The organism is Enterobacter sp. 940_PEND, from assembly GCF_001059415.1.
GTDB lineage: Bacteria > Pseudomonadota > Gammaproteobacteria > Enterobacterales > Enterobacteriaceae > Enterobacter > Enterobacter cloacae_M.
In genome coordinates, this window is record NZ_JUMS01000095.1 from 1 (window position 1) to 13,961 (window position 13,961).

The window sequence follows — 13,961 nt, forward strand, 5'->3', positions numbered from 1 at the left end:
TTATTTGGTGGAGCTGGCGGGAGTTGAACCCGCGTCCGAAATTTCTACATCCTCGGTACTACATGCTTAGTTTGTCTTTACATTCGCACGCCAGCTGCGGACAGACACGCCACTAACGAACTAGCCTGATTAGTTTTAACGCTTCAACCCCAGGCAGGGCTTCCACGCGATCTCTTTTGGGTTTGACCTCTCTTTGATCCCCGTCTTAAGAGCGGAAGCTAGGGAGAGAGGGCTCAGAGCAGGTTATTAAGCTGCTAAAGCGTAGTTTTCGTCGTTTGCGACTATTTTTTTGCGGCTTTTAACGAGGCAAACCGCCCCTCGGCATGCACCTTGGGTTTCGCAAATCCCGTCGAATCCAGAATCAGCCCCAATAGTGTTGAACTAAGTATACCAGATTTCACTTCCTGGATACCAGCCCGGAACGCTAACTTATTGAATAGTACAATAAGTGTGCAGAATCAACGTCCTGCGTTTTTCATAATGCGCGCTTTATCAAGCTGCCACTCGCGCTCTTTCAGGTCAGTACGTTTGTCGTGCTGTTTTTTACCTTTCGCGACGCCAACTTTCACTTTGCACCATGCGTTTTTCCAGTACAGCGACAGGGCTACCACGGTGAAACCTTCACGGTTGATGCGTCCGTAGAGGGATTCCAGCTCACGCTTGTTCAGCAGCAGCTTGCGGGTGCGCGTTGGGTCACACACATAGTGTGAGGAGGCGACGGTCAGCGGCGTAAAGTTCGCGCCGAACAGGAAGGCTTCGCCATCTTTCAGGATCACGTAGCTATCGCCGATGTTGGCTTTCCCGGCGCGCAGCGATTTTACTTCCCAGCCCTGCAACGCAAGGCCAGCTTCGAATTCTTCTTCAATGAAATACTCGTGGCGAGCACGCTTGTTGAGCGCAATGGTCGCCGAGCCTGGTTTATGTGCTTTTTTCTTCGTCATAAGTGTCGTAAAGCCGTCGGTAATCTGATTTCAAAAAGTCACCTCATTGCGTCCTGTGAGGTCTAACGCGCTATCTTAGCACGAGATGAGGCTTAGCGTTTTTTTAACAGGTGATAAATGTTATTATTTGTCCGTTGTGTGACCATGGGAAATGCTATGCCTCAGATTAGCCGTACTGCGCTCGTGCCTTACAGCGCGGAACAAATGTATCAGTTAGTGAACGATGTTCAGTCTTATCCAGAATTTATTCCGGGATGCACCGGGAGCCGCGTTCTGGAGTCCGGCCCGACGCAGATGACCGCGGCGGTGGATGTCTCCAAAGCGGGGATCAGCAAGACGTTCACCACCCGCAATACGCTGACCAGCAATCAGAGTATTTTGATGCATCTGGTGGATGGTCCGTTTAAAACCCTGATGGGGGGCTGGAAGTTTACGCCGCTGAGCGCTGACGCCTGTCGCATCGAGTTCCAGCTGGACTTTGAATTTACCAATAAGCTGATTGAGCTGGCGTTTGGCCGCATCTTTAAAGAGCTGGCTTCGAATATGGTTCAGGCGTTCACCACCCGCGCCAAAGAGGTTTACAGTGTCGCATAAGATTGCTGTAGAAGTGGTTTATGCGCTGCCGGAGAAGCAGTATCTGCAGCGCGTGACGCTGGAAGAGGGGGCAACCGTTGAGGCGGCTATCCGCGCGTCCGGCATCCTCGAACTTCGCAGCGATATTGACCTGGCGAAAAATAAGGTCGGGATTTATAGCCGTCCGGTGAAGCTGGGTGATGTGCTGAAAGAGGGCGACCGAGTGGAGATTTATCGTCCGCTGATTGCCGACCCGAAAGAGCTGCGTCGTCAGCGTGCGGAGAAAGCGGGTAAGTAGCGTGTTTTCCCCTCACCCTGACCCTCTCCCCACAGGGGCGAGGGGATAAAAGAAAAACAAAAAGGTGCTCAATGAGCACCTTTTTGCATTTCTGACTTCTGATTACTTGGTCAGGGCAGGCTTGTTGTCGATGTTGGTCAACACACCGGCGCTGCTGAAGGTCAGCGTCAGGGTCTGCTGGGTCGCATCTTCGTGGCCCGGCTTCTGACGGAATACATAGAACCAGGTGTTAGTGCCGAACGGATCGGACATCATCGGGGTTCCCAGTGTATAAGCGACCTGCTGTTGTGTCATCCCCACACGGATTTTGGACACATCGTTAGGGGTAAGGTAGTTCCCCTGGTTGATGTCAGGACGGTAAACCACTTTCTCCAGAGTGGAACAGCCTGCGGTCAACATCAGAAGAACCGCTGCGGCAGCGGTCAGCATTTTACAACGCATAGTGATTTGATTCCTTTTCGGGCCCGAGCAGAACGCGGCTCATATGTAATATGCCGATGATAATAGACCTTGCCCCACTTTGAAACCGGTCTGGCGGCGTTTTTGTTGTTCTGTATGACCCTGAGATCCCGAAAAAGTTTATGCCGCCAGCAGTTCTTTCGCGTTCGCAAGCGTGTTACGTGTGACTTCGCTGCCGCCGAGCAGGCGAGCCAGCTCCTGCAGACGCGCACGTTTATCCAGCGGCTTCATATGCGTTTCGGTCATTTCACCGTCGGTTTCTTTGCTGACGATAAAGTGATGATGACCACAGCCCGCGACCTGCGGCAGGTGGGTGACACACATCACCTGCGTTGATTCGCCTAGCTGGCGCAGCAGTTTACCCACCACCGCCGCCGTTGGGCCGCTGATGCCGACATCCACTTCATCGAAAATCAACGCCGGGGTTTCCATTTTACGCGCGGTAATCACCTGAATCGCCAGTGCAATACGCGACAGTTCACCGCCGGATGCCACTTTGGAGATAGCCTGCAGCGGCTGCCCCGGGTTGGTAGTGACGCGGAACTCGATGCGGTCCGCACCTTCTGCCGTCAGGTGGTTCTCTTCAAAGCGAACATCGATGGTGAAGATACCGTGCGGCATCGCCAGCGTGTGCATGCTGTCGGTGATGTGCTGGCTTAGCTCCTGAGCGTAATGCTGACGGATTTCATGCAGCTTTTGCGCTGTCTCCAGCGCCTGTTTATGATGCAGGTTCACCGCGAGAGAGAGGGTCTCCTGCGAGTCAGCCTGATCGTCAAGCTGCTGCTGTTCTTCCAGCAGAGACTGATAGAATCCTGGCAGCTCTTCCGGCGTGACGTGGTGCTTGCGCGCCAGTGAAATTTGACGGGAGATACGCTGCTCCAGCTCAAACAGACGGTTCGGATCGAGATCCAGACGTTCACAGTAGTGGCGCAGTTCGTCACTGGCTTCGGAGATCTGAATCGCCGCTTCTTCCAGCATATCCAGGACGCCTGAAAGCTTGCTGTCCATGCCGACCAGTTCGGTAATGAGCTGGCGGACGTTATACAGCTGGCTCTGCAGGTTCACGTCTTCGCCATCCGCCAGCAGGTTGAGCGCATTCTGGCTGGTTGAGAGCAGGTGACCGCTGTTCGCCAGGCGCTTGTACTCTTCGTCTATTTGCTCAAACTCACCCGGCTGCGGGTTGAATTCGTTCAGCTCTTTAAGCTGGTACGCCAGCAGCTCCGCACGTGCAGCGCGCTCCTGGCTTTGCTGCTGGTGCTGGGCAAGTTCACGGCAGCTCTGATGCCACTGGCGATAGTGTTCCGCCATAAGCTGAGTAAGCGCGTACTCACCCGCGTAGCCATCGAGCAGCGCTTTCTGCTGTTCAGGTTTGACGAGTTGCTGATGCGCGTGCTGACCGTGGATCTGGATAAGCAGCTGGCCGAGTTCGCGAAGCTGGGAGAGCGGGACCGCCGTGCCGTTGATAAAGCCACGTGAACGACCGTCGCTGCTGATCACGCGGCGAAGTAAACACTCACGTCCATCTTCAAGCTGGTTTTGCTCCAGCCAGCGCTGGGCTGCAGGGGTGTCTTTCAGGGAGAAGCGGGCGCACAGATCGGCACGGTTTGCGCCCATGCGCACCATGTCGCCCTCTGCGCGGCCGCCAAGGCACAAGCCGAGGGCATCAATGGCAATGGATTTACCTGCACCGGTTTCCCCGGTGATCGCCGTCATGCCGCTGTGGAAATCGATCTCAAGCTCACGAACAATGGCAAAGTTGCTGATGGTCAGTTGTGCCAGCATAATTGTTTTCCTGTATGAAAAACCATAACTGTGTTTTCATACAGTATAAACTGGTTTTTTATACAGTAAAGTACTGGATGCAAAATCAGAACAATTTTTTTGACCAGCCAAGCTTCGAGCTTAATGTGTTGAAATAGCTGTAATCTTTCGGGTGAATCAGATTAAGGTGGTAATCACACCGACGAATGAGAACATCTTCACCTTCCTGGATCGGTAGCGCTATCTGGCTGTCGCAGCTGATCTCCAGGTCATTACGGCGGTGCGAGAAGCGCAGACGTATCGTGCTGTCGCCGTTGATGACCAGCGGACGGGCGGAGAGCGTGTGCGGGAACATCGGCACCAGGGTAATGGCATCCAGCGAGGGCGTCAGGATCGGGCCACCGGCAGAAAGCGAGTAGGCAGTTGAGCCGGTCGGAGTGGAGATAATTAGCCCGTCGGAACGCTGGGAGAAGGCAAAGATTTCGTCGATATAAACTTCGAATTCAATCATGTGCGCCACTTTTCCGGGGTGAAGAACTACCTCGTTAATCGCGGTGCTGATGCGCTTCTGGCAGTCCTGCTGGCACACCTGCGCTTCCAGTAAAAAGCGTTTTTCGCTGATATAGTGCCCTTCCAGCACGTCAGCCAGCTGCTGCTGCGCATTGTCCGGGTCGAGATCGGTTAAAAAGCCGAGATTGCCACGGTTGATGCCGATGACCTTAATGTCATAACGCGCCAGCGTGCGGGCCGCGCCGAGCATGTTGCCGTCGCCGCCCACCACCACGGCGAGATCGGCCTGTTGGCCAATTTCCGCCAGCGTGCCGGTTTTGACGCTCTTCAGCTGCAGCTCCTGCGCAATCTGCTGCTCGACCATCACTTCATAGCCTTTGCTACACAACCAGCGATACAACATTTCATGTGTCGTTAGTGCGGTAGGGTGACGCGGATGCCCGACGATCCCAATACACCTGAAATGATTATTCATTTTCTGGAGGTCCTTGTGCCTGATGAATGATGACAATCTGTCTTGTTCCCTTGAATCCCGGAAACTGATCCCCATAATAAGCGAAGTTAGCGAGATGAATGCAGAAAAACGCGGAGAAATTCATGAGTAGTAAAGAACAGAAAACGCCTGAGGGGCAAGCCCCTGAAGAAATTATCACGGAACAGCATGATGAAGTTGAGGCTGTAGAGCCAGACGCATCTGCTGAGCAGGTGGACCCGCGCGATGAAAAAATTGCGAATCTGGAAGCCCAGCTGGTAGAAGCGCAGAATCGCGAACGCGATGGTGTTCTGCGCATCAAGGCGGAAATGGAAAACCTGCGTCGCCGTACCGAGCAGGACGTTGAGAAGGCGCATAAATTTGCGCTGGAGAAATTCGTCAACGAACTGCTGCCGGTAATTGATAGCCTCGATCGCGCGCTGGAAGTGGCTGATAAAGCGAATCCGGACAACGCGGCGATGATCGAAGGTATCGAGCTGACGCTGAAATCCATGCTCGACGTGGTGCGTAAGTTTGGTGTGGAAGTGATTGCCGACACCGACGTCCCGCTGGATCCAAACGTTCACCAGGCGATTGCGATGGTGGAGTCCGAAGAGGTGGAAGCCGGTAAGGTGCTGGGCGTGATGCAGAAAGGTTACACCCTGAACGGGCGTACCATTCGCGCGGCGATGGTGACCGTGGCGAAAGCGAAAGCGTAATTCGCTATCCATAGTGCCGGGTGGCGGCGTTCGCCTCACCCGGCCTACAGCCTTACTCCGCGATGCTTTCGCGTAGGGGTTTTACGGGCAGGACTTTCACCTGCTTAATCATATTGTCCTGCACGTCCAGGATATCAATATCATACTGCTCAATCCGCACCCGCGTGCCCGCCGCCGGGATCTCTTCCAGCGCTTCCAGAATCATCCCGTTGATCGTACGAGCCTCATCTTCCGGCAAATGCCAGTTAAAGGCTTTGTTGAGTTCACGAATGTTCGCGCTACCGTCAATCAGCACCGAGCCGTCGTTTTGCGGGGTGACTTCTTCCGCGAGGGAAGGCGACATTGACGTGGTAAAGTCCCCGACAATCTCTTCCAGAATATCTTCGACCGTCACCAGTCCCTGAATGTCGCCGTACTCATTGACCACCAGGCCGACCTTCTTCTTGTTGCGCTGGAATTTCACCAGCTGCGTGCTGAGCGGGGTTCCTTCCGGCACGTAGTAAATCTCGTCGGCGGCGCGCAGCATCACTTCTTTGGTGAACTCTTTTTTCTCGGTCATCAGACGGTAGGCTTCGCGCACGCGCAGCATGCTGATGGCGTCATCCAGCGAGTCGCGGTAAAGCACAATACGCCCGTGCGGGGAGTGCGTCAGCTGGCGGACGATGGCTTTCCAGTCGTCATTGATGTCGATACCGACGATTTCATTACGCGGCACCATGATGTCGTTCACGCTCACCTTTTCCAGATCCAGCACCGACAGGAGCATGTCCTGATTGCGCCGGGAGATCTGCGAGCGGGATTCATTCACGATGGTGCGCAGCTCCTCTTTGCTGAGCGCGCTGCTGATGGTGACATCGGCTTTGATTCCCACCATGCGCATCAGTACGCGCGTCACCATGTTCAGCAGCCAGACCAGGGGCATCATCAGGATCTGCAGCGGTGCCAGCAGGAAGCTGCTCGGGTAAGCGACTTTCTCCGGGTAAAGCGCGGCGATGGTTTTCGGCAGCACTTCGGCAAACACCAGCACCACGAACGTCAGCACGCCGGTGGCAATTGCCACCCCGGCGTTGCCGTACAGGCGCATCCCGACGATAGTGCCGAGGGCTGAGGCAAGAATGTTGACAAGGTTGTTGCCGATGAGCACCAGGCTTATCAGGCGATCCGGCTTGCGGAGCAGTTTTTCAACGCGACGTGCGGCACGGTTACCCTGTTTAGCACGATGACGTAACCGGTAGCGGTTTAAGGTCATCATGCCGGTTTCCGAGCCGGAGAAATAGGCGGATATGACCACCATGACGATCAGGATAACGATCAGCGTGGTGGTAGAGATGTGTTCCAGGGGGAACTCCTTTTGTTACTTAGCCAGCAAATTGCTGTATGAAGCGGCTGCCAAAATAGGCAAGGGTGAGAATGCCCGCACCCGCGACGTTGAACCAGACCACGCGACGACCGCGCCAGCCTTCATGATAATGGCCCCATAACAGGACAATATAGACAAACCACGCGATGATAGAGAGCACCGCTTTATCGATATTCTCCACGCTAAACAGGTTCTTCATGTAAAACAGGCCCGTGCAGAGCGTGAGCGTCAGCAGCACCACGCCCACCTGGGTGATATGGAACATCTTACGCTCAATGACCATCAGCGGCGGCATCTCATGATTAAACGCCAGCTTTTTGTTTTTCAGCTGGTAGTCAATCCAGGCGAGCTGCATGGCGTAAAGCGCGGCGATGATCAGCGTCGCGTAGGCAAAGAGCGACAGGCCGATATGGACCAGCATCCCCGGGGTGGCCTCCAGATGCGTAATGAATTCATTAGGCATAAAGGTGGCGAGGGCCAGATTGATCAGCGCGAAGGTATAGACAATCGGCAGCAGCAGCCAGCCGCGATTTTTAGACGCGACGATGGTCATTACCGTACAGATCATCAGGCTGACCAGCGAGCCGACGTTGAGGACGCTCAGGTTTTGCACGCTGCCGTCGCCGGGAATGATGCGTGATTCCAGCGCAAACGCGTGGCTAATCAGTGCGATTACCGCGGAAAGAATAGCCATGCGCCGCCAGCCGCTGTTTTTTTGCAGCAGGCCGGGAACGATCAGCGCGAGGCTGACAGAGTAGGCAACAAGGGCGATCAGTGCGAAAACAGGCATATAGGCATCGACAGTTGTCTTAATAAGAAAGAGAAGCAGTATAACGTTACGTGACGCCTGCTCCAACCGTTGCATAACAACAAAGGCGCCTTCATGTTATACTCCGGCAAAATTCTGTGTATGTGTCGCCCATGGCGGCCCAACGTTTCTACTCAGGCGAGAGACAATGTTTGATAATTTAACCGATCGTTTGTCGCGCACGCTGCGCAACATCAGCGGCCGCGGACGCCTTACTGAAGAGAACATCAAGGAAACGCTGCGCGAAGTGCGCATGGCGCTGCTGGAAGCAGACGTCGCGTTGCCGGTTGTTCGTGATTTTATCAACCGCGTAAAAGAGAAGGCGGTTGGTCATGAAGTTAACAAGAGCCTGACCCCGGGTCAGGAGTTCGTCAAAATCGTTCGTAATGAACTGGTTTCGGCGATGGGCGAAGAGAACCAGGTGCTTAACCTGGCGGCTCAGCCGCCGGCCGTGGTGCTGATGGCGGGCCTGCAGGGTGCGGGTAAAACGACCAGCGTCGGTAAGCTGGGTAAATTCCTGCGTGAAAAGCACAAGAAGAAAGTGCTGGTGGTCTCTGCGGACGTTTATCGCCCGGCGGCGATCAAACAGCTGGAAACTCTGGCCGAGCAGGTCGGGGTAGATTTCTTCCCGTCCGACGTGGCGCAGAAGCCTGTCGACATCGTTAACGCGGCGCTGAAAGAAGCGAAGCTGAAATTCTACGATGTGCTGCTGGTGGATACCGCCGGTCGTCTGCACGTTGACGAAGCGATGATGGACGAAATCAAACAGGTGCATGCCTCTATCAACCCGGTAGAGACCCTGTTTGTGGTTGACGCCATGACCGGTCAGGATGCGGCGAACACCGCGAAAGCGTTCAACGAAGCCCTGCCGTTAACCGGCGTGGTGCTGACCAAAGTGGACGGTGACGCCCGCGGCGGTGCGGCGCTCTCCATTCGTCACATCACCGGTAAGCCGATTAAATTCCTCGGCGTGGGCGAGAAAACTGAAGCGCTCGAGCCGTTCCACCCGGATCGTATTGCCTCCCGTATCCTCGGCATGGGCGACGTGCTGTCGCTGATCGAAGATATCGAGAGCAAGGTTGACCGCGCGCAGGCCGAGAAGCTGGCCAGCAAGCTGAAAAAAGGCGACGGTTTCGATCTCACCGATTTCCTTGAGCAACTGCGTCAGATGAAAAACATGGGCGGCATGGCCAGCCTGATGGGCAAACTGCCGGGCATGGGCCAGATCCCTGACAACGTGAAAGCGCAGATGGATGACAAGGTGCTGGTGCGTATGGAGGCGATCATCAACTCGATGACCCTCAAAGAGCGCGCTAACCCGGACATCATCAAAGGTTCCCGTAAACGCCGTATCGCAGCCGGTTGCGGCATGCAGGTGCAGGACGTTAACCGCCTTCTGAAACAGTTCGACGACATGCAGCGCATGATGAAGAAAATGAAGAAAGGCGGCATGGCGAAGATGATGCGCGGCATGAAAGGCATGATGCCACCCGGTTTTCCAGGGCGTTAATCGCTTTTGAGATTGCTTTTTGCCCGAAAATGAGTAAAATTTTCGGGCTTTTAATATGACACCCGGGCTCCGTTCCTCGATGGGGCCCGGTTGTTTTATTCACACAAGAGGATGTTATGGTAACTATTCGTTTAGCTCGTCACGGCGCTAAAAAGCGTCCGTTCTACCAGGTTGTTGTGACTGACAGCCGTAATGCACGCAACGGTCGCTTCATCGAGCGCGTTGGTTTCTTCAACCCACTGGCCGCTGGCGCAGAAGAAGAAACTCGTCTGGATCTGGATCGTATCGCTCACTGGGTTGGCCAGGGCGCTACTGTTTCCGATCGCGTTGCTACGCTGATCAAAGCAGCAAACAAAGCAGCTTAATCTGTCACGGTGGTCATGATGAGCAATAAAGCACCTGTTGAACCGATCGTATTGGGAAAAATGGGTTCTTGCTACGGTATCCGTGGTTGGCTCAGAGTGTTTTCCTCCACTGAAGACGCTGATAGCATTTTTGATTACCAGCCCTGGTTTATCCAGAAAGGCGGTAAGTGGGAAGAGGTCGAGCTGGAAAGCTGGCGTCACCACAATCAGGACATCATCATCAAGCTGAAAGGCGTTGACGATCGTGATGCTGCGAATGCACTGACTAATTGTGAAATTGTCGTGGATTCGTCGCAGTTGCCACAGCTGGAAGAGGGCGACTACTACTGGAAAGACCTTATGGGTTGCCAGGTAGTCACTACCGAAGGCTACAGCCTGGGGAAAGTCATCGATATGATGGAAACCGGGTCAAATGACGTTCTCGTCATTAAGGCAAACCTGAAAGATGCATTTGGCATCAAGGAGCGGTTGGTTCCGTTCCTCGATGGACAGGTTATCAAGAAAGTCGATCTCACTACTCAAACCATTGAAGTAGATTGGGATCCTGGTTTTTAAATTCTCCGGATAAACGGTAAAAGACGGCGCTATGTGGATTGGCATAATTAGCCTGTTTCCTGAAATGTTCCGCGCGATTACCGATTACGGGGTAACTGGCCGGGCAGTAAAGAATGGCCTGCTGAGCATCCAGAGCTGGAGTCCTCGTGACTTTACTCATGACCGGCACCGTACCGTGGACGATCGTCCTTACGGCGGCGGACCGGGGATGCTAATGATGGTGCAACCCTTACGGGACGCCATTCACACAGCAAAAGCCGCGGCAGGTGAAGGCGCAAAGGTGATTTATCTTTCACCTCAGGGACGCAAGCTTGATCAAGCGGGCGTGAGCGAACTGGCGACGAATCAAAAGCTGATTCTGGTCTGTGGGCGCTACGAAGGGATAGATGAGCGCGTAATTCAAACCGAGATTGACGAAGAATGGTCTATCGGGGATTACGTTCTCAGCGGTGGTGAGTTACCCGCAATGACGCTGATTGACTCCGTCGCCCGGTTCATTCCGGGGGTTCTGGGGCATGAAGCTTCGGCAACGGAAGATTCCTTTGCCGATGGGTTGCTGGACTGTCCACACTATACTCGTCCTGAAGTGTTAGAAGGGATGGAAGTACCGGCAGTGTTACTGTCTGGAAACCATGCCGAGATACGTCGCTGGCGTTTGAAGCAGTCGCTGGGCCGAACCTGGCTTAGAAGACCTGAACTTCTGGAAAACCTGGCTCTGACTGAAGAGCAAGCAAAGTTGCTGGCCGAGTTCAAAACAGAACACGCGCACCAGCAGCATGAACATGATGGGAATGCGTAATACGCTCCCGAATATCAGTTTACCCAGGATAAGAGATTAAATTATGAGCAACATTATTAAGCAACTTGAACAAGAGCAGATGAAGCAGGACGTACCTTCCTTCCGTCCAGGTGACACCGTGGAAGTGAAAGTATGGGTTGTTGAAGGTTCCAAAAAACGTCTGCAGGCATTCGAGGGCGTGGTTATCGCTATTCGTAACCGCGGTCTGCACTCTGCATTCACTGTTCGTAAAATTTCCAACGGCGAAGGCGTTGAGCGTGTCTTCCAGACTCACTCTCCGGTAGTTGACAGCATTGCTGTTAAACGTCGTGGTGCTGTACGTAAAGCTAAACTGTACTACCTGCGTGAGCGTACTGGTAAGTCTGCTCGTATTAAAGAGCGTCTGAACTAAGATTCGCTTAAGCGACATCCTGTTAGAAAGGGCTGGCCGAAAGGCTGGCCCTTTTTTTATCCCTGCGCATTTCTCACGTTAACCCTTTTGTCATAAATCATTTACAATGCTTGCCTCTTGAATGGAGGGGAAGTGGATAACGTACTGCATCAGCCTAACCGGAAACGCGCAGCGGCCTTGACCGCGCTGTTTGCGATCCTGCTGATCGTGGTAGCGCCGCTTATCTCCGTCTCCTTGCAGAAAGATCCCATGAGCGCGATGCCGGGAATGCATCATGACATGAGCATGATGTCGATGGACGAACATCACGGCGATATGCCGCACACGATGCCTGTCGACCATGCGGAAGCGTGCGGCTACTGCGTGCTGTTAGCGCATGTCCCTGGCGTGATGCTGGCGCTGATCGTCCTGCTCAGCGCGGTGCTGCAGAGGCTTCGCGTTAAGCCGCCGCGCCAGGCGGTCAGTCACTGGCACTTTTTCCCCTGGCTTTACCCTGATACCCGCGCGCCGCCGCGGCAGTCTGCTTTTTCCCTTTAAAAAATAAATCGATAACTTACTGCCTTAAAAAGGAAAAGTATGACTACCTGCACTCCGCGCGCGGCATGGGGAAACCTGCTGCGTCGCCTCCATTTCTACGTCGGGATTTTTGTTGGTCCGTTTATCTTCTTTGCCGCGCTGACCGGTACGCTATATGTGGCGACTCCACAGCTGGAGAATGCGCTCTACCGGCACGCGCTCCACACGAATTCCGTAGGCGAGCTGCAGCCGCTGGCGGAGCAAATCGCCGTGGCGGAAAAAACCGTTGGCTCAGATTTGCATTTGCACGCCGTGCGTCCGGGGCTGGCTGAAGGCGAAACTACCCGCGTGATGTTTGCTGACCCGACGCTTGGGCCATCGGAGAACCGGGCTATTTTTATTGATCCGGTAAGCCTGGAGGTGCTGGGAGATATGACGGTATACGGCACCAGCGGGATTTTACCGCTGCGTCAGACCATTGATTATCTGCATACCTCTCTGATGCTGGGCGACGTGGGTCGACTCTACAGCGAGCTTGCCGCCTCCTGGATGTGGGTTGCCGCGCTGGGCGGTATTGCCCTGTGGTTTTATACCCGACCCAAACGGCGGATCAACAATCGCTTCCAGAATCGTCGTCGCCTGCACGTGACGCTGGGCTGGAGTCTGCTGGGTGGAATGTTGCTGTTCTCTGCAACCGGCCTGACATGGTCTCAATGGGCAGGCGGGAACGTCGATAAGCTGCGGGCAGAGATGAACTGGCTCACCCCGCAGGTGAACACGACGCTTTCCGGCCAACAGGAGATCGTGGATGAGCATGCCGTACACCGGGGCCATCACGGCGGAATGATGATGCCGGAAATGGCGATGGATCTGACGCAGTTTGACGGAGTATTAAGCGCGGCCCGTAACGCAGGAATTGATGCCAAGAGGCTGGAGATCCGCCCGGCAAAAACGGCGGATAGCGCCTGGACCGTAACGGAAATCGATCGCAGCTGGCCGACTCAGGTGGACGCCGTTGCGGTTGATCCTTCGACGATGCAGGTCCTGGACAGAACCCGTTTCGAGGATTTCCCGTTAATGGCAAAACTGACCCGCTGGGGCGTGGATTTCCATATGGGGATCTTATTCGGGCTGGTGAATCAGCTGCTGCTGGTGGCGTTCGGCCTCGCCCTGTGCGTGCTCATTATTTGGGGTTACCGGATGTGGTGGATGCGTCGTCCGGCACGGTCGGCAGTGAGTCCGGTACAGACGCTTTGTCAGAGCTGGCTGGCGCTGTCAGTATGGGGAAGAGGGGTTACGGTGGTAATCAGCATACTGCTGGGGCTGGCCTTGCCGGTCATGGGCGTGAGTCTGGCGCTGTTTGTTCTGGTGGACTGGCTGCGCTGGCGAGCGGCAACCAGTGTGACGCTCGCCGAATCCTCCGCTAAATAACCCTATGGCGTGCTGATCACCACTGCGACGCGGCGGTTTTCAGCGCGCCCTTGCGGGGTACTGTTGCTCGCAACCGGGTATTTTTGACCTAACCCCCGCGTGGTGAGGTTGCTGCGCGGGATATTTGCGCCCTTCGCCCAGGCATCGGCCACGGCATTGGCGCGTTTTAACGACAGCGCTTCGTTGTAGCTTTTTTCCCCGTAATTATCCGTGTGACCGTCCATTCGCGCGTGGTTCAGGCCGGTTTCCGCCAGGCGAGAGGCCATGGACTGGATCTGCGTTTCACTTTCCGGGCGCAGTCTGGCGTCATTTTTATCAAACAGGATGGTGTCCGACATGCCAAGCGACCAGTCACCGTTCAGTTCGTTAAAACCGTAAGACTTCATCGCCGAAATTTGCTCAGGAGTAAATTTACCTTCCGGCGGCGACTGACAGCCTGCCAGAACCAGTGAGGCCAGAACTATCGGCGCGAAGTAACGTTTTAACATAGTGT

17 protein-coding genes and 1 other RNA gene are annotated in these 13,961 nt (G+C 54.6%); 10 read left to right on the forward strand and 8 right to left on the reverse strand.

Annotation, left to right across the window (positions count from 1 at the left end):
* Positions 1-5: 5 nt before the first annotated feature.
* Positions 6-369, reverse strand: a transfer-messenger RNA (tmRNA) gene (ssrA, locus tag ADJ24_RS23750).
* Positions 370-458: 89 nt separating this feature from the next.
* Positions 459-941 (reverse strand): SsrA-binding protein SmpB, encoded by a 483-nt coding sequence (smpB, locus tag ADJ24_RS13250; protein WP_008502505.1) that lies wholly within the window; start codon positions 939-941, stop codon positions 459-461.
* Between the two features lie 156 nt (positions 942-1,097).
* Here smpB and ADJ24_RS13255 point away from each other — a divergent pair, with 156 nt between their 5' ends.
* Together ADJ24_RS13255 and ADJ24_RS13260 are read left to right on the forward strand one after the other, a co-directional pair.
* A complete protein-coding gene (locus ADJ24_RS13255; RefSeq protein WP_024908332.1) occupies positions 1,098-1,535 on the forward strand; it encodes a type II toxin-antitoxin system RatA family toxin in 438 nt (145 codons plus the stop codon).
* On the forward strand, positions 1,525-1,812 hold the full coding sequence (locus ADJ24_RS13260) for an RnfH family protein (RefSeq protein ID WP_023308884.1): 288 nt from the start codon (positions 1,525-1,527) through the stop codon (positions 1,810-1,812). The genes ADJ24_RS13255 and ADJ24_RS13260 overlap by 11 nt, the downstream gene beginning before the upstream one ends.
* Positions 1,813-1,914: 102 nt before the next feature.
* On the opposite strand, the gene bamE is transcribed toward ADJ24_RS13260, so the two are convergent.
* The 3 genes from bamE to nadK form a co-directional block, all read right to left on the reverse strand.
* Positions 1,915-2,253, reverse strand: coding sequence for an outer membrane protein assembly factor BamE (bamE, locus tag ADJ24_RS13265; protein WP_023308883.1), 339 nt, complete (start codon positions 2,251-2,253; stop codon positions 1,915-1,917).
* Between the two features lie 138 nt (positions 2,254-2,391).
* Positions 2,392-4,053: a DNA repair protein RecN gene (gene recN / locus ADJ24_RS13270; protein ID WP_023308882.1), complete on the reverse strand. Its 1,662-nt coding sequence runs from the start codon at positions 4,051-4,053 to the stop codon at positions 2,392-2,394.
* A gap of 85 nt (positions 4,054-4,138) precedes the next feature.
* Positions 4,139-5,017 carry an NAD(+) kinase gene (gene nadK, locus ADJ24_RS13275; protein ID WP_008502500.1) on the reverse strand — a complete coding sequence of 293 codons (879 nt, stop codon included), beginning with the start codon at positions 5,015-5,017 and terminating at the stop codon, positions 4,139-4,141.
* A 122-nt stretch (positions 5,018-5,139) separates the two neighbouring features.
* Here nadK and grpE point away from each other — a divergent pair, with 122 nt between their 5' ends.
* On the forward strand, positions 5,140-5,733 hold the full coding sequence (gene grpE / locus ADJ24_RS13280) for a nucleotide exchange factor GrpE (protein WP_023308880.1): 594 nt from the start codon (positions 5,140-5,142) through the stop codon (positions 5,731-5,733).
* 52 nt (positions 5,734-5,785) lie between these two features.
* Here the strand turns inward: grpE and ADJ24_RS13285 are convergent, their stop codons facing one another.
* Positions 5,786-7,072 (reverse strand): HlyC/CorC family transporter, encoded by a 1,287-nt coding sequence (locus ADJ24_RS13285; RefSeq protein WP_025759264.1) that lies wholly within the window; start codon positions 7,070-7,072, stop codon positions 5,786-5,788.
* A gap of 19 nt (positions 7,073-7,091) precedes the next feature.
* Positions 7,092-7,883 carry a cytochrome C assembly family protein gene (locus ADJ24_RS13290; RefSeq protein ID WP_014884879.1) on the reverse strand — a complete coding sequence of 264 codons (792 nt, stop codon included), beginning with the start codon at positions 7,881-7,883 and terminating at the stop codon, positions 7,092-7,094.
* Between the two features lie 166 nt (positions 7,884-8,049).
* Here ADJ24_RS13290 and ffh point away from each other — a divergent pair, with 166 nt between their 5' ends.
* The 7 genes from ffh to ADJ24_RS13325 all read left to right on the forward strand — a co-directional run bounded on the left by ffh (position 8,050) and on the right by ADJ24_RS13325 (position 13,468).
* A complete protein-coding gene (ffh, locus tag ADJ24_RS13295; protein ID WP_014884878.1) occupies positions 8,050-9,411 on the forward strand; it encodes a signal recognition particle protein in 1,362 nt (453 codons plus the stop codon).
* A gap of 116 nt (positions 9,412-9,527) precedes the next feature.
* Positions 9,528-9,776 (forward strand): 30S ribosomal protein S16, encoded by a 249-nt coding sequence (gene rpsP / locus ADJ24_RS13300; RefSeq protein WP_003863133.1) that lies wholly within the window; start codon positions 9,528-9,530, stop codon positions 9,774-9,776.
* Between the two features lie 15 nt (positions 9,777-9,791).
* Positions 9,792-10,331, forward strand: a complete 540-nt coding sequence (gene rimM / locus ADJ24_RS13305; protein ID WP_029741020.1) for a ribosome maturation factor RimM — start codon at positions 9,792-9,794, stop codon at positions 10,329-10,331.
* A 31-nt stretch (positions 10,332-10,362) separates the two neighbouring features.
* Positions 10,363-11,130, forward strand: coding sequence for a tRNA (guanosine(37)-N1)-methyltransferase TrmD (trmD, locus tag ADJ24_RS13310; protein WP_014832949.1), 768 nt, complete (start codon positions 10,363-10,365; stop codon positions 11,128-11,130).
* 43 nt (positions 11,131-11,173) lie between these two features.
* On the forward strand, positions 11,174-11,521 hold the full coding sequence (rplS, locus tag ADJ24_RS13315; RefSeq protein WP_002914145.1) for a 50S ribosomal protein L19: 348 nt from the start codon (positions 11,174-11,176) through the stop codon (positions 11,519-11,521).
* Positions 11,522-11,653: 132 nt separating this feature from the next.
* Entirely contained in the window at positions 11,654-12,058 is a 405-nt protein-coding gene (locus ADJ24_RS13320; RefSeq protein ID WP_023308877.1) for a DUF2946 domain-containing protein, read from the forward strand.
* Positions 12,059-12,097: 39 nt separating this feature from the next.
* Complete coding sequence (locus ADJ24_RS13325) at positions 12,098-13,468, forward strand: PepSY-associated TM helix domain-containing protein (RefSeq protein ID WP_048702629.1); 1,371 nt, start codon at positions 12,098-12,100, stop codon at positions 13,466-13,468.
* 2 nt (positions 13,469-13,470) lie between these two features.
* Here the strand turns inward: ADJ24_RS13325 and ADJ24_RS13330 are convergent, their stop codons facing one another.
* The gene (locus ADJ24_RS13330; protein WP_023308875.1) at positions 13,471-13,956 is read right to left on the reverse strand and encodes an OmpA family protein; all 486 of its coding nucleotides are present in this window, start codon (positions 13,954-13,956) and stop codon (positions 13,471-13,473) included.
* Between the last annotated feature and the right edge of the window lie 5 nt (positions 13,957-13,961).

What these genes read in the sequence shown, in the direction of transcription:
- smpB (WP_008502505.1), bottom strand. Translation starts at nt 941, where the DNA reads ATGACGAAGAAAAAAGCACATAAACCAGGCTCGGCGACCATTGCGCTC.
- ADJ24_RS13255 (WP_024908332.1), top strand. Translation starts at nt 1,098, where the DNA reads ATGCCTCAGATTAGCCGTACTGCGCTCGTGCCTTACAGCGCGGAACAA.
- bamE (WP_023308883.1), bottom strand. Translation starts at nt 2,253, where the DNA reads ATGCGTTGTAAAATGCTGACCGCTGCCGCAGCGGTTCTTCTGATGTTG.
- recN (WP_023308882.1), bottom strand. Translation starts at nt 4,053, where the DNA reads ATGCTGGCACAACTGACCATCAGCAACTTTGCCATTGTTCGTGAGCTT.
- nadK (WP_008502500.1), bottom strand. Translation starts at nt 5,017, where the DNA reads ATGAATAATCATTTCAGGTGTATTGGGATCGTCGGGCATCCGCGTCAC.
- grpE (WP_023308880.1), top strand. Translation starts at nt 5,140, where the DNA reads ATGAGTAGTAAAGAACAGAAAACGCCTGAGGGGCAAGCCCCTGAAGAA.
- ADJ24_RS13290 (WP_014884879.1), bottom strand. Translation starts at nt 7,883, where the DNA reads ATGCCTGTTTTCGCACTGATCGCCCTTGTTGCCTACTCTGTCAGCCTC.
- ffh (WP_014884878.1), top strand. Translation starts at nt 8,050, where the DNA reads ATGTTTGATAATTTAACCGATCGTTTGTCGCGCACGCTGCGCAACATC.
- rpsP (WP_003863133.1), top strand. Translation starts at nt 9,528, where the DNA reads ATGGTAACTATTCGTTTAGCTCGTCACGGCGCTAAAAAGCGTCCGTTC.
- rimM (WP_029741020.1), top strand. Translation starts at nt 9,792, where the DNA reads ATGATGAGCAATAAAGCACCTGTTGAACCGATCGTATTGGGAAAAATG.
- trmD (WP_014832949.1), top strand. Translation starts at nt 10,363, where the DNA reads ATGTGGATTGGCATAATTAGCCTGTTTCCTGAAATGTTCCGCGCGATT.
- rplS (WP_002914145.1), top strand. Translation starts at nt 11,174, where the DNA reads ATGAGCAACATTATTAAGCAACTTGAACAAGAGCAGATGAAGCAGGAC.
- ADJ24_RS13325 (WP_048702629.1), top strand. Translation starts at nt 12,098, where the DNA reads ATGACTACCTGCACTCCGCGCGCGGCATGGGGAAACCTGCTGCGTCGC.
- ADJ24_RS13330 (WP_023308875.1), bottom strand. Translation starts at nt 13,956, where the DNA reads ATGTTAAAACGTTACTTCGCGCCGATAGTTCTGGCCTCACTGGTTCTG.